This window comes from Stenotrophomonas sp. CFBP 13724 (genome assembly GCF_014841975.1).
Taxonomy (GTDB): Bacteria; Pseudomonadota; Gammaproteobacteria; order Xanthomonadales; family Xanthomonadaceae; genus Stenotrophomonas; species Stenotrophomonas lacuserhaii.
This window is the reverse complement of sequence record NZ_JACYUW010000001.1, coordinates 778,062-791,380: the sequence shown is the minus strand read 5'-3', so window position 1 is coordinate 791,380 and position 13,319 is coordinate 778,062. Positions and strand designations below refer to the sequence as shown.

12 protein-coding genes are annotated in these 13,319 nt (G+C 67.5%); 5 read left to right on the top strand and 7 right to left on the bottom strand.

Going from position 1 to position 13,319, the window contains the following annotated elements; translation table 11 throughout:
- The first annotated feature begins 121 nt into the window (after window positions 1-121).
- Window positions 122-1,459 carry a sigma-54 dependent transcriptional regulator gene (locus tag IFT63_RS03395; RefSeq protein WP_042612275.1) on the top strand — a complete coding sequence of 446 codons (1,338 nt, stop codon included), beginning with the start codon at window positions 122-124 and terminating at the stop codon, window positions 1,457-1,459.
- A gap of 40 nt (window positions 1,460-1,499) precedes the next feature.
- On the opposite strand, the gene IFT63_RS03390 is transcribed toward IFT63_RS03395, so the two are convergent.
- The 7 genes from IFT63_RS03390 to IFT63_RS03360 form a co-directional block, all read right to left on the bottom strand.
- A complete protein-coding gene (locus tag IFT63_RS03390) occupies window positions 1,500-2,822 on the bottom strand; it encodes a transporter (protein WP_042612274.1) in 1,323 nt (440 codons plus the stop codon).
- Window positions 2,823-2,864: 42 nt separating this feature from the next.
- Window positions 2,865-3,638, bottom strand: coding sequence for a hypothetical protein (locus IFT63_RS03385; protein WP_042612273.1), 774 nt, complete (start codon window positions 3,636-3,638; stop codon window positions 2,865-2,867).
- Between the two features lie 12 nt (window positions 3,639-3,650).
- Complete coding sequence (locus tag IFT63_RS03380) at window positions 3,651-4,355, bottom strand: C39 family peptidase (RefSeq protein ID WP_192083252.1); 705 nt, start codon at window positions 4,353-4,355, stop codon at window positions 3,651-3,653.
- A 141-nt stretch (window positions 4,356-4,496) separates the two neighbouring features.
- Window positions 4,497-6,005 (bottom strand): hypothetical protein, encoded by a 1,509-nt coding sequence (locus tag IFT63_RS03375; RefSeq protein WP_042612271.1) that lies wholly within the window; start codon window positions 6,003-6,005, stop codon window positions 4,497-4,499.
- 42 nt (window positions 6,006-6,047) lie between these two features.
- Window positions 6,048-6,668, bottom strand: coding sequence for a hypothetical protein (locus IFT63_RS03370; RefSeq protein WP_192083251.1), 621 nt, complete (start codon window positions 6,666-6,668; stop codon window positions 6,048-6,050).
- A complete protein-coding gene (locus IFT63_RS03365) occupies window positions 6,665-7,168 on the bottom strand; it encodes a hypothetical protein (protein WP_042612287.1) in 504 nt (167 codons plus the stop codon). The genes IFT63_RS03370 and IFT63_RS03365 overlap by 4 nt, the downstream gene beginning before the upstream one ends.
- A gap of 318 nt (window positions 7,169-7,486) precedes the next feature.
- Entirely contained in the window at window positions 7,487-8,818 is a 1,332-nt protein-coding gene (locus IFT63_RS03360) for a dicarboxylate/amino acid:cation symporter (protein WP_192083250.1), read from the bottom strand.
- 151 nt (window positions 8,819-8,969) lie between these two features.
- On the opposite strand from IFT63_RS03360, the gene IFT63_RS03355 reads away from it, so the two are divergent.
- The 4 genes from IFT63_RS03355 to IFT63_RS03340 all read left to right on the top strand — a co-directional run bounded on the left by IFT63_RS03355 (window position 8,970) and on the right by IFT63_RS03340 (window position 13,198).
- A complete protein-coding gene (locus tag IFT63_RS03355) occupies window positions 8,970-10,676 on the top strand; it encodes an alkaline phosphatase (protein WP_192083249.1) in 1,707 nt (568 codons plus the stop codon).
- Window positions 10,677-10,746: 70 nt separating this feature from the next.
- A complete protein-coding gene (gene tilS / locus IFT63_RS03350) occupies window positions 10,747-12,033 on the top strand; it encodes a tRNA lysidine(34) synthetase TilS (RefSeq protein WP_192083248.1) in 1,287 nt (428 codons plus the stop codon).
- 36 nt (window positions 12,034-12,069) lie between these two features.
- Window positions 12,070-12,330 carry an exodeoxyribonuclease VII small subunit gene (locus IFT63_RS03345; protein WP_101098317.1) on the top strand — a complete coding sequence of 87 codons (261 nt, stop codon included), beginning with the start codon at window positions 12,070-12,072 and terminating at the stop codon, window positions 12,328-12,330.
- Window positions 12,320-13,198 carry a farnesyl diphosphate synthase gene (locus IFT63_RS03340; RefSeq protein WP_192083247.1) on the top strand — a complete coding sequence of 293 codons (879 nt, stop codon included), beginning with the start codon at window positions 12,320-12,322 and terminating at the stop codon, window positions 13,196-13,198. Before IFT63_RS03345 ends, IFT63_RS03340 begins: the two co-directional genes overlap by 11 nt.
- The last annotated feature ends 121 nt before the right edge of the window (window positions 13,199-13,319 follow it).

The window sequence follows — 13,319 nt, the reverse complement described above, 5'->3', positions numbered from 1 at the left end:
GGTATCCCCGGAATGGATCCGGCGGCGGTCGGGCAGCCATGTCCTTCCGGGATGGCGGCGTGGGGGCGGCACGCACGTGTTCCTGAGTAGTCGACCGCCCCTCTACAAGGACAGGTGAGGCATGGCGGCGGTCTCGGAGATTCAGTCACGGTGCGTGATCTGGTTTGGCCATCCCCTGGTAGCCGAACGCGCGGCGTTGGCAGCGGCCGGCTGGCAGGTGCGCAGCGTGGATCCGCACAACGCACAGGCCGTCGGGCTGCGTGCCCGCGACCAGCTGGTCGGCATGATCGACCTGCGGCAGATTCCCGCCGATGCGCTCGGGGCGGTGCAGGCGTGGATCCAGCAGCACGACCACCTGCCGCTGCTGGCAGCGCTGCCAGGCGGCATCAGCTCCCCCCCGCCCAGTTGGCAGCCGTTGCTGGACGCCTGCCCGCATCGTTACGTGATGCCACAGGACCTGGCCGGGCTGGTGGACCATCTGCAGCGCGACGAGCCGGATGCCGCCAGCGTGGCGGACAGCCCCGCGCAGCGGCTGATCGGTGACAGTCCGGCCCTGTTGGCCACCCGCGCATCGCTGTTCAAGTTCGCCCCGGTGGACCTGCCGGTGCTGGTCACCGGCGAAACAGGTACCGGCAAGGAGCTGGCAGCTCATGCGCTGCATGCAATGTCCGCGCGCGCCGATCATCCCTTCATGGCGGTCAACTGCGGCGCCATCCCGGCCAACCTGGTGCAGTCCGAACTGTTCGGGCATGAGCGCGGCGCCTTCACCGGTGCGGCGCAACGGCGGCTGGGCCTGTTCGAAAGCGCGAACGGCGGCACCGTGTTCCTGGACGAGGTCGGCGACCTGCCGCTGGATGCGCAGACCAGCCTGCTGCGTGTACTGCAGGAGGGCACCATCGAACGCGTCGGCAGCAGCCAGCCCCTGAGGGTGGACGTGCGCGTGCTGGCCGCTACCCACGTGGATCTGGAACAAGCCGTGGCACAAGGGCGCTTCCGTCGTGATCTGTTCTATCGCCTCAACGTGCTGCGGCTGGCGATGCCGGCACTGCGCGAACGCAGTGGCGATGTGCTGGTGCTGGCCGAGCATTTCCTGCGCCAGTTCCGTGCCCGCCACCCGGGCCGCGCGCGCGGCTTCAGCAGTTGTGCGCGCCAGGCCATGCAACGCTTCGACTGGCCGGGCAATGTGCGCGAACTGCTCAACCGCGTGCAGCGCGCGGCGATCGTCGCTGACGGCGAGCTGATCGAGCCGTCCGACCTGGACCTGGTGGCCACCCTGCCCGCCGCCGCACGCGCCCTGCTGCAGGATGCGCGCGAGCAGGTGGAACGCGAGCTGCTGCTGCAGGCCCTGCGCGAGCATGAGTTCAATGTATCCGCCTGCGCACGCCACATGCAGGTCTCGCGGGTCACCGTGTACCGGCTGTGCCGCAAGCACCAGGTGGAACTGCCGGCGCTGCGCTGAGCCCTGCCGGCGTCGAGTCGCCTCGACGCCCCGCGCGGACTTACAGCATGTACGGCACCTTGAACGCCAGGGTGAAGTCCGGTGCGTCGGGCGTCAGTCCAATGCCGAGCAGGCTCACCAGCGTGGTCTTCTGGTTGAGCGCGTAGGTGACGCCCAGGTTGAAGGTCGCCGCGTTGGCATCACTGCCGATCACCTTCATCCACTGGCCATTGTGGTAGCGGGTGGACGCGCGGGCGCTAAGCTTGTCACTGAAGGAAATGCTCAGGCTGGTGCGCTCGTTGAACGCGAACGCCACGCCGGCACCGAAGTAATAGGAGCCGCCGAGCTTCACGTCACCGGGGTTGACCGTATCCGGATTGCCGTCGAGATCATCGAAGCTGGCTTCGAAGGAATGGATGTAGCCGGCGTTGGCGAACAGGATCGCCGGGTCGGCGGTCTTGACGATCGACAGGCCCACGTTGGCCTGCCACACGCCGTTTCCGGTGGGCTGGTCCTTTGGCACGGCGAAACGGATGTAATCATCGTCATCGCGCTCCAGCACGGTCCAGTCCACGCCATAGGGCTCGCGTCCGGTGGGCGCGGTTACGCCTGCGGTCAGCACCGTTTCCGGTTTCCAGCCGCGTTCGCCGAACAGCCGGTAGTTGGCACTCAGGGCTACGTCGCCGATGCCATTGCCGCTGGTTTCCTCTTCGGCCACCGCCGCAGCGGATCCGCCCGCACCGCCTTTCTGGTAGACCGTCCTGCGTGCCACCCACGGCACGTCCATGTTGACGGTCAGGTTGGGGCTGACACCCCAGCGCGCGGCCAGGTTGTAGGTCAGCGAATCGGATTCAACGTTCTCGATGCCGATGTTGCCGAGGAAGATCGCATCCAGCGCCAGGAAGCCGTTGAGGGTGAGCTGCTTGCGGTCATAGCGCGCGTAGGTGAGGCTGTTTTCGATGGTGAAACGCCGCGAGAACAGCGCCTGCTGCTGCTGCTTCACATCGTCCACGCTGCGCCGCGCCGCCTGCTTGGCCTGCTGCGCTTCCGCTGCGCTGCTGGCGTAGCCGCCTTCGGCGCCGGCGGTCGCCGTGGCGGGCGCACGTGCCGGTTCGGGTGGCAACGGTGGCCCCTGCTGCGCCACGCCTCCGGCCTTGCCGGACAGCCGCGCCTGCATGGCCTGCACCTGCATGTCCAACTCGCGCAGGCGACGCACCTCCTGCGCGTAATTGGCCTTCAGTGTTTCCAGCTGGGCCATCAATGCCTGCACATCGGCCTGTTCGTTGCCGGCCGCCGTGGCCGGCTGGGCGTGCGCGTTGTCGGCGAACACGATCCAGGCCAGCGCCGCCAGCGCCAGCGGGGTGATGCGGTGATTGCTGTGCATGTCCTTCGTCCGTTGAGTGCCATCCCCCTTGCCGCGCCGCGGTTACTGGCCCGGCCCGATCCCGCGTGTCAGCGCCATCGCCTGGGCGATGTTCTGGGTCAACGGGGTATTGCTCGCCATGCTCTGCGTGACCAGTTCGATCTGCAGCCGGTTGCTGACCTGCTGCGCATTGCCGCCCAGCGCGATGGTCTGCCCGACGCTGCCGCTGCGGATCCATTGCTGCACCGCGCCCACGCCTTCCAGCTGCAGTTCCAGCCGGGCCTGGTTGTTGTCGAAGGACGCGGTGGCGCTGGCGCCGCCCTGCTGTGCGGTCGCGCTGCGCGCGCCGCTGTCGGCGACGGCGGGTACCTCGCCATCACGGATGGTCAGCGAAGTGACGTTGCGCGCACTGTTCTCATCGCCGGCGACCTGCACGCTCTGCACCAGGCCGGACACATTCGCCAACCCGCTGCTGTCCACGCTGGCAACTGCCGCGCTGGCGGTGTCGGCGGCCGTCTGCGGCAGCGGCGCGTCGGCCGCGGTGACGCTCACGGTCGGGGTGAAACTCACCTTCGGCGTACCGCCCTGGCGGAAGTCCATGCCGAGTTTCAGCGCGCCTTCCATCGCCGCGCCGCTGGATGCCTGCCACTGCGATGCCATGGTCACGCCGAACCAGGCGACGTTGTTGCCGCCTACGGTGTAACGCCCACGCATCAGGTTGAGTTCGGGATCGGGGATTTCGGTCAGTCCCTTGCCGCTGCGCTTTTCCTGCGCGTGCAGCGCAGTGGGCAACAGGACGGCCAGGGCGCTGGCAAGGACGATCAGGCGCATGTTCATGGTGGAACTCCTTCAGAACAGGTCGGCGTGGCTGAAGCCGAAGTCGACCAGTTCGGCATCGGTGATGGGGCCCTGGCGCGCATACAGCGCGCGTGCACTGGGCCGTTCGCTGGGTTGCAGCAGCACGGTGTTGCGATCGAAATCACTGCCGATCACGATGAAGACCGCGCGTGATGGCCAGGCCTCCAGGAACTCCGCCAGCGGCACGCTGCGGTTGCCGAGGATCGGATCAGCCACTTCGACGAAGTCGCCGCGGACTTGTTTCATGACCACGAAATGGCGAAAACCACGCACGTCCATCAGCACCAGGCCAGGTACGCGCAGGTTGCGCAGGCGGGCTTCGTCGACGCGGTAACCGCGCCCACGCATGCCCATCGATTCAACGTAATGTTTGATGTCCAGCAACGAAAAACCACGGTCGCGCACCAGAGTCTGGTCGGACACGTTCATCATCCCTTCGATCACCGTGGCCTCGTCGGCGTCCAGGTGATAGGCGTACTTGAGGATGGTGGCCAGCGCGGCGGCGCCGCAGCTGTAATCGGTGTGCTGGCGGACCAGGTGGCGGAAGCGCCGTTCCTGCATGCTCTCCACGCGTTGCTGCAGCAGGCCGCCGTTGGGCAGCACGCCACTGAAGGCCACGTCGCCGGCACGTACCGGCGTGGTGCCCGCCAGCAGCAGCAGGCAAGGCAACAACAAGGTGGACCAGGCAACTCGCATTGCAACGGCTCCTTCCAAGGTAGGAGCCCCTGCCCCAAAGGGGGAGATGGGACAGGGGCTCCCGGGGAGCCCGGTCATTGGCGGATGACCGGGTTTGTTGCGCTCAACGCAGCAAGCCTGCGAAAGCGGTCACGCCACGTGTTACTCGCCGCCGCCGCCCGGGGTGCCGCCGCCGGTCGACGGCTGCGCCACGGCCAGGGCCAGGCTGTTGGCCTGCAGGTTGCCGGTGCCGGAAGCCACGTTCACGCCGATGTTGCCCGACGCGTTGGAGAACGCACTGCCGGACAGGCCCGCGGTGTTGGTCGCATTGACCGCCACCCAGCGCGAGGTGCGCACGGTGCCACTCAGGCTGGCATAGAGGTCGGCCACGCCCAGTTCGACGAACTGGCTGGTGCCTTCCTCGTCCGTGTCGAAGGCGATGCCGCCCACGCCGTCACGGTACGGGTTGTCGGTAGCGTTCTGGATCTCGTTGTCCAGGTCGATGTGGCCGGTGCTGTCACCGCTGGTGTGCGGCAGCGCGCCATCCCAACTGTCGAGGTAGTAGTTGTCCTGCTGGTAGGCGTTGCCGGTACCTTCATAGGTACCTGCACCGAAGGCCAGCGTGGCACCTGCCACACGACCGCGCAGGCTGACTTCAGTGGTGTCACTGAAGCGCTGCACGTAACCGGCGTTGGACACCGAGTTGCCACTGGATACCTGGTTGGACGAGATGCTCGACTGCGCCATCGCGGCGGTAGCGACCGAGGCGGCCAGCGCGTTCTTCTGCGCGTTGTTGTTGCCCGAAGCGACGTTCACCCCGATGTTGCCCGACGCGCCGGAGAACGCATTGCCACCCAGGCCGGCGGCGTTGGTGACGCCTTCGTTGAGGGTGGTGTTGCCGCCCACCGCCTGGTGGACGAACACTTCCGCATCGGCCATGCCGAAGCTGAAGGAGGCATCGGCCGCAGACAGTGAAGCGGCGTTGTCCTGTGCGTTGTTGTCACCGGCGGCGACGTTGAAGCCCAGGTTGCCCGATGCACCGGACGCCACGTCATCGGAGATCGACGCGGTGTTGTCCAGCATCTCGTTGGAGGCTTCGTTGGCGCTGATCGACTGACGGTTGTCGATGACGGCGATGGCGGCCGAGTCGAGGTCGATGTCGCCGGTGATTTCCGGATCACCCGAGAAATTGATGTCCGAGCTCAAGCGCAGGTCCTTCTCCAGGTTCACGTCCACGCCGTGGTTGTTCTTTTCCTTGCGCTCGTCGGCCGAGATGTTGCTGGTCTCGTTGACCGATACGTCGCGGGTGTGGTCTACGTCGGAGTAATCGACGTTGGAGCGGCTGGTGTTGGTCGTGGTGCTGGAGTACCGCACGTTCGAGGTGGTGTTGGCGGTGTTGTCGGTGGTGCTGGTGTTGTTGGTGGTATTGGTGTTGCGGGTGGTGTTGCGCACCACGTTGCGGGTGTCGTTCACCGTGTCCGTATCGGTGTCAGTGTTGCTGGTCACGTTGTTGCGGGTGACGTTGCGGGTGTCGTTCAACGTCCAGTTTTCATTGACGTTGTGGTTGTGGTTGATGGTGGCGCTTGCGTTCTGGTCATCCGCCGCGTGTGCGGTGGCGACCACGCCTGCGATGGCCATGGCGAGTACAGTCCCTTTAACGATCGCTTTCATGGTGCCTTCTCTCTCATCAGTGGTGTAACGGGTGGGTACCACTCACGGGTTGCCGTGCACTGCCATACCGAGGATGTTGGCCGTGTCATTTCCTGCGCCCGCGATTTGATTGAGTTGCAGGACACCGTCGAACCCCCGCAGTGCCGACGCTGCCACGCCGACGCTGCGGGTGCCCGCGGCCAGGCCGTTGCCGGCCCTGCCCTGCCCCCCTGCTGACGCGGTCACGCCTGATTCGGCCAGGGCCTCATCGTCGGACTCGCGTATTCCTTCCCGGGCCAGCGTCGCGCGCACCACGTTCATGCTGGCGTTGGCGATGCCGCTGGTCTGGTTGATCGTTGCGATGCCATTGGCGCCCTGCAGGACCTGGCCATCGAGGTGCGCGCTGGCGTGCAGCGGTCCGTCCAGCAGCACGCTGTTGCGCGATGAGGTGCTGCGCGCATCGATATCCACCCGCGCCTGGTTGCCTTGGGCCATGCCCACCAGGTTGGCCTGGGTGTTGATGTCACCGGCCACCTGGTTGATCGCGATGGCACCACTGGCGCCGGCCAGCGCGCGGCCGTCAATGCGCGACTGGTTGAGGTAGCCGAGCATCCCGGCGTAGTCGTCAGCCTGGGCCAGCGACGGCAGCAGCAAGGCGACGAGCAGCAGCGCGCGCGTCTTCATTTGCCACCTGCCGGGGCGCCCATCGGGAACTGCGCCAGGGCGCCGCGTACCGTATCGCCGATGCCGCGCGTGGTGTTGCCGACTGCGCCCAGCGGGCCGCTCATCGCCCCGCTGATCTGGTTGCCGGAAATGATGCCGCCGTTGGAACTGCCGAGCCGTCCCACCGCCCCGCCCAGCGCGGTGCTGGTGACCCGTTCGACGGTGGTGGTGCCGGCATGCGGGGTGTGGACCGCTTGGCCCGCACCGAGGCCAGCGAAGTCATCGTCACTGAGTTCAGCCATGCCATTGGAGGTACCCAGGGCGGCAGCCACTTCGCGTTGCGGCGAAGGATCGGCGATCAGCGCCACACCCGGAGGGGCGGGCCGATAGGCGGTGCGGGTGTGCACATCGCGCAGCAAGACGATCTCGCCGGGCTTCTGGGTGACGCCCTGGCGGGCACCGGAGGCATGCACCAGCACAGGGCATACCGCCAGCGCGGCCAAGCTGGCCACCAGGAACATCCTGCGCTTCGTGCTGCTGTCCATGCCGCTCTCCCGTTACGTACGGGAAGGGAGGACGCAGCTTTCGTGCCAAGTACGCAGGGCCCTGAAACAAAGGGATTCCGGCTGGCAACAAGGGGCCAGCTGGATGCCGACCGTTACACCTCGGTTGAGCGCAGCGAGCGCCTGAACCCGCAGAGAGGCCTGCTGCGCCTGCCCGGCGCCGGGGTGTAACAGACCTGTTACAGGTCATGACACAACCGCGTACGCCCCCGCTTCAGGTACCGGCAATGCCTCGGTAGTGACGGCCGCTGGCCGTCAATCCGATCACGCGTACCCTCACACCCGCGGCGCGGGATCCGGGTCATCGATACCCACGTTGGTCGACGGGTTGTCGTACACGCTCTGGTCCAGCAGCCCGGTCTCCTTGGCCACCAGCACCGGCACCAGCATCTGGCCGGTGACGTTGGTCATCGTGCGCATCATGTCCAGGATGCGATCGATCGCATACAGATAGCCGATGGTCTCCAGCGGCAACCCGGCCGCGCTCAGCACCACCGTGGCCATCACCACCGCCGTGCCCGGCACGCCGGCGGTGCCGAAGCTGCCCAGCACCGAAGCGATCAGCACGATCAGATACTGCTCCGGCGACATCGGCACGCCGCTGTACTGCGAAATGAACACCGCGCACAGCGCCGGGTAGATCGCCCCGCAGCCATCCATCTTGATGCTGGCGCCCAGCGGCACCGCGAACGACCCGTAGTCCTTGTTGACGCCCAGGTTGTGGGTGATCGAACGCAGCGCCACCGGCATCGCCGCGAAGCTGGACGAACTGACGAAGGCCACCTGCATGCCCGGCGCGGCACCGCGGAAGAACTTCAGCGGGTTCAGGCCATGCGACAGCAGCAGCGCGCTGTACACCACCACGATGTGCAGCGCGCAGGCGATGTATAGCGCCAGCACGAAGTTGCCCAGCGGCAGCAGCTTCTCGAAGCCGTAACTGCCCACCAGCCCGGCGATCAGGCCGAAGGTCCCGATGGGCGTGACTTCCAGCACGAAGCGGGTCACCTGGATCATGATCTCGCTCATCTGCCCGACCAGCTGGCGGGCCTGGCCGACCTTCTCGCCCAGCTTGACGATGGCAAAGCCCACCAGCCCGGCGAAGAAGATCACCGGCAGGATCGAACCGCGCCCCGCGGCCAACACGGTTTCGCCGGCCGCATTGACCCGCGTGCCGATGCCACTCAGCGCGTAGAACACGTTGGACGGCACCACGTCCAGCAGCACCTGCACCACGCTGGGCACTTCGCGCGGCACGTAGTTGTTGGCCATCGCCAGCTGCAGGCCACCGGTGCCGGGCTGCATCACCGTGCCCACCAGCAGGCCGATGCCGACGGCCAGCGCGGCGGTGATGACGAACCACAGGAAGGTGCGGCCACTGAGCGCGGCCACCGATTTCTGTCCGTGCAGCGAAGAGATCGCATTGATGACCGCGAAGAACACCAGCGGCACCGCGATCATCTTGATCAGGGTCACGTACAGCTCGCCCAGCGGGCCGAACCAGGTTTCAGCCGCCGGCCCCATCAGCCAGCCGGCCAGGGCACCAAGGACGAAGCCTGCGACCACGCGTTGCCAGAACGGGATGCGCAGCCAGGCAGAGACCAGCTTCATGGAAATTCCAGGGGGAGAGAACAATGCTCGCACCTTAGCCCAAGCCGGCCCGGCGTACGACCAGCCTGCGGACAAATCAGCGTGTCATCGGCATGCCTTGTCCAGCCGGTCATAATGAACACCTGTTTCGTTTCGTGAGGACGCGCTGTCCATGATCCGTACCACCTCCCTGCTCGCCGCCACCGCCGCTACCCTGCTGCTGGGCGCCTGTTCCAGCACGCCGCCGGCATCCCGCCCGGCCGGCCTGTCGATCACCGTACCCACGGTGGCCCACCCGGATGGCGAGACCCCGCAGTGGTGGTACCGCAGTGGCGCGGCCCAGGCCGCTGGCAATGGCGCCATGAACGGCAAAGCCAAGAACGTGATCCTGTTTCTTGGTGATGGCATGAGCCTGACCACCGTGGCCGCCGCGCGCATCTTCGAAGGCCAGCGCAAGGGCGCATCCGGTGAGGAGAACCTGCTGTCCTGGGAGCACTTCCCGGCCACGGCATTCAGCAAGACCTACAACGTCGACTCGCAGACCCCGGATTCGGCCGGCACCATGACCGCCATCACCACCGGCGTGAAGACCCACATGGGCGCCATCGGGGTCAGCGCCGGCAAGCGTCCGGACTGCGCCGACAGCCTGCAGAAGGGCCTGCTGAGCTGGCTGCAGCTGGCTGACAGCGCCGGCATGGCCACCGGCATCGTCACCACCGCACGGCTGACCCACGCCACCCCGGCGGCCACCTACGCGCATTCGCCGGAACGCAACTGGGAAAACGATACCGACCTGACCGAAGAGGCCAAGGCCGCCGGCTGCAAGGACATCGCCCAGCAGCTGCTGACCACCTCGCGCTTCGGCCGCGGTCCGCAGGTCATCCTGGGCGGCGGGCGCGGCGAGTTCACCACGGTGGAAGAGCGCGATCCCGAGTACGACGACAAGGTCGGCCAGCGCCTGGACGGGCGTAGCCTGGTCAGCGAATGGCAGCAGGCCAACCCGCAGGGTGCCTACGTGTGGAACGCCGACCAGCTGAAGGCAGCGGCCAACGCGCCGGCCATCTTCGGCCTGTTCGAGCCGGACCACATGCAGTACGAGTACGAACGTGCCAACGACGCCGGCGGTGAGCCGAGCCTGGCCGAACTGACCCGTACCGCCATCGCCAACCTGTCCAAGGAAAAGCAGGGCTACGTGCTGATGATCGAAGGGGCGCGCATCGACCACGCCAACCACAGCGGCAATGCCTACCGTGCCCTGACCGATACCGTGGCGATGTCCGATGCGGTGCGCGTGGCCACCGAAATGACCCGCGACGACGACACCCTGATCATCGTCACCGCCGACCACTCCCACACCCTCAACTTCGTGGGCTACCCGGCACGCGGCAACCCGATCCTGGGCAAGGTGAAGGACAAGGGCGGCGAAGACGGCCTGGGCGCGCTGGACCTGGCCCGCGACGGTGGCGGCCAGCCGTACACCACGCTGAGCTACGCCAACGGCCCCGGCTTCACCGGCGCCACCAACCAGCAGCCGGCCGGCACCAAGCGCTACCCGCATAACCCGTCCAGCTTCGACCCGTCCACCGGCCGTCCGGACCTGACTGCAGTGGATACCGAGCACCCCGATTACATGCAGGAAGCGCTGGTGCCGGGCAAGAGTGAATCGCACGGTGGCGAGGACGTGGGCATCTGGGCGCGCGGCCCCGGCAGCAAGGCGATCCGCGGCACGCTGGAACAGAACGCGATCTACCACATGATCGTGCAGGCCACCCCGCGCCTGCGCGAGCGCCTGTGCCAGGCCGGCACCTGTGATGGCAACGGCGTTCCGGTGGAACTGCCGGCGCCGGCCAAGTTCGAGCGTTCCCCGCCCGCCCAGTAAGCGCGCAGCGGGACTGGAGCAATACGATGGCGGCGACCATACTGGTCGCCGCCTTTTTTTCGTGCTGCCCATGCCCCTGTTCCCTGCCCTCGCCCGTGTCGATACCCCCCTGCTGGTCGCCTACAGCGGCGGGCTGGATTCGACCGTGCTGCTGCACTGGCTGCAGTGCTCGGCTGCGGCGGCGGGCGTGGGCGTGCGCGCTGTGCATGTGCACCACGGGCTGCAGGCTGCGGCCGATGACTGGGCGCTGCACTGCCAGCAACAGTGCGACGCACTGGGCGTACCGCTGCATATCCACCGCGTCAACGTGGATCTGCGCGCCGGCACGGGAATGGAGGCCGCCGCACGGCAGGCCCGGCGTGCCGCGTTCGCCGCCGAACTGCGCGACGGCGAGACGCTGGCCCTGGCCCAGCATCAGGATGACCAGGCCGAAACCTTCCTGCTGCGTGCCCTGCGTGGTTCCGGCGTGGATGGGCTGGCGGCGATGGCGGCCGATTCGGCACTCGGCACGCATCGGCTGTGGCGGCCATTGCTGGGCGTTCCGCGCAGCGCGCTGCTCGTCTATGCACGGCAGCATGCACTGCAGTGGATCGAAGACCCCAGCAACGCCGATGACGGTCCGGACCGCAATTTCCTGCGCCTTCACGTGCTGCCGCTGCTGCGCCAGCGCTGGCCCCATGCCGGCCAGGCATTGGCCGCCAGTGCCGCGCTGTGTGGCGACACACGGCGGATGCTGGACGAAGAAGACGAGGAGCTGCTGCAGCATCTGCAGGTGGCATCGCGCGTGCTGTCGGTGGAGCTGTTGCGGCAGGTATCACCGCAACGCCGTGCCCGCGTACTGCGGCGCTGGGTGCTGGCCCACGGTGTGCCCGCGCTGCCGTGCCGGGTGATATCCCAGCTGGAGCACGAACTGCTGGCTGCCGCGCCGGATCGCGATGCGCAGGTGCGCTGGCACCAGCACAGCATCCGCCTGTGGCGCGGCCATTGGTACCTGCTGCCGGCCGAGCTGCCGCAGCTGCCGGCCGGCTGGCACGCCACATGGGATGGCCGCGCACCGCTGGCGCTGCCCGACGGCGGCCAACTCCGGTTGCAGGGCGCGGCGGCATTCGAGGCACCGATGCAGGTGACGGGCCGGCAAGGCGGTGAACGCATCCAGCTGCCCGGCCGCCGCCACCAGCACGCGCTGAAGGACTGCCTGCAGCGTGAACACCTGGCCCCGTGGCGCCGCCGCCAGCTGCCACTGCTGTTCGCGAATGGCCAGCTGCAGGCCGCTGCCGACGTGGTGCTGTCCGCGCCGTTGCAGGCCTGGCTGCAGCAGCACGATGCCCAGCTGCACTGGCGTCCGGGCGGTTGGTGAATTGACCCCTGCGCGCGGGCCGTCCACACTTGTCGCATGGCTAAGAAAACCCCCGAAAACGCCTCCCCGGTAGCCCAGTTCGAGCAGTCGCTCGAGTCGCTGGAGCAGCTCGTAGAGCAGATGGAAACCGGAGAGCTCAGCCTGGAAGCTTCGCTCAGCGCCTACGAACGCGGCGTCGGCCTGTACCGCCAGTGCCAGCAGGCGCTGGAACAGGCCGAACTGCGCGTGCGCCTGCTCACCGATCCGGCCCAGCCGGAAAACGCCGAGCCTTTCGATCCGCCTTCCAATGACGCTTGAGGCGAGCTTCGCGCGCCTGCGCGATCGCATCGAAAGCCAGCTCGACGCCGCCCTGCCCTCGCCGGCCGATGCCCCGCGCCGGCTGCACCAGGCCATGCGCCATTCGGTGCTGGGCGGCGGCAAGCGCATGCGTCCGCTGCTGGTGCATGCGGCCGGTGAAGTGTTCGGCACCGACCCGCACCAGCTGGACGCCCCGGCGATGGCGGTGGAACTGATCCACGCCTATTCGCTGGTGCACGACGACCTGCCGGCGATGGACGATGACGCCCTGCGTCGCGGCAAGCCGACCACCCACATCGCCTTCGACGAAGCCACCGCCATCCTCGCCGGTGATGCCCTGCAGACCCGCGCCTTCAGCCTGCTGGCCGAAGCGGCGCTGCCTGCGGAGCTGCGTGTTGCCTGCCTGCAGGCGCTGGCTCACGCCTCTGGCGCCGCCGGCATGTGCGGCGGCCAGGCACTGGATATCGATGCCACCGGCCAGCTGCAGTCGCTGGACGCGCTGACCCGCATGCATGCCCTGAAGACCGGTGCGCTGATCCGCGCCGCGGTACGGATGGGCGCGTTGTGCGGCCACGCACCGGCGGCGGATCTTGCGCGCCTGGATCGCTTCGCCGATGCGCTGGGCCTGGCTTTCCAGGTACGCGATGACATCCTGGACGTGGAAGCCAGCTCGGAGCAGCTGGGCAAGACCGCCGGCAAAGACGTCGCGCAGGACAAGTCCACCTTCCCCGCCCTGCTGGGCATGGAGGGCGCCAAGGCCAAGCTGGACGAACTGAGCGCGGTGATGCACGACGCCCTGGCCGCCTACGGCGAAGAAGCCAACGCCCTGCGCGCCCTCGGCCGCCTGGCCATAGAACGCGACCACTGACGACCGCCCTGGTGGGTGACGGCCGCTGGCCGTCAAGCTTCCGCCTTCCGCTGCGCTCGCCGAGCATGGCTCGGCGCTACCCCGCCTTCGGTGGGTGAGGACCGTTGGTAGTGACGGCCGC

Coding starts and splice junctions, on each gene's coding strand:
- IFT63_RS03395 (WP_042612275.1), top strand. CDS start 122: ATGGCGGCGGTCTCGGAGATTCAGTCACGGTGCGTGATCTGGTTTGGC.
- IFT63_RS03390 (WP_042612274.1), bottom strand. CDS start 2,822: ATGCACAGCAATCACCGCATCACCCCGCTGGCGCTGGCGGCGCTGGCC.
- IFT63_RS03385 (WP_042612273.1), bottom strand. CDS start 3,638: ATGAACATGCGCCTGATCGTCCTTGCCAGCGCCCTGGCCGTCCTGTTG.
- IFT63_RS03380 (WP_192083252.1), bottom strand. CDS start 4,355: ATGCGAGTTGCCTGGTCCACCTTGTTGTTGCCTTGCCTGCTGCTGCTG.
- IFT63_RS03375 (WP_042612271.1), bottom strand. CDS start 6,005: ATGAAAGCGATCGTTAAAGGGACTGTACTCGCCATGGCCATCGCAGGC.
- IFT63_RS03370 (WP_192083251.1), bottom strand. CDS start 6,668: ATGAAGACGCGCGCGCTGCTGCTCGTCGCCTTGCTGCTGCCGTCGCTG.
- IFT63_RS03365 (WP_042612287.1), bottom strand. CDS start 7,168: ATGTTCCTGGTGGCCAGCTTGGCCGCGCTGGCGGTATGCCCTGTGCTG.
- IFT63_RS03360 (WP_192083250.1), bottom strand. CDS start 8,818: ATGAAGCTGGTCTCTGCCTGGCTGCGCATCCCGTTCTGGCAACGCGTG.
- IFT63_RS03355 (WP_192083249.1), top strand. CDS start 8,970: ATGATCCGTACCACCTCCCTGCTCGCCGCCACCGCCGCTACCCTGCTG.
- tilS (WP_192083248.1), top strand. CDS start 10,747: ATGCCCCTGTTCCCTGCCCTCGCCCGTGTCGATACCCCCCTGCTGGTC.
- IFT63_RS03345 (WP_101098317.1), top strand. CDS start 12,070: ATGGCTAAGAAAACCCCCGAAAACGCCTCCCCGGTAGCCCAGTTCGAG.
- IFT63_RS03340 (WP_192083247.1), top strand. CDS start 12,320: ATGACGCTTGAGGCGAGCTTCGCGCGCCTGCGCGATCGCATCGAAAGC.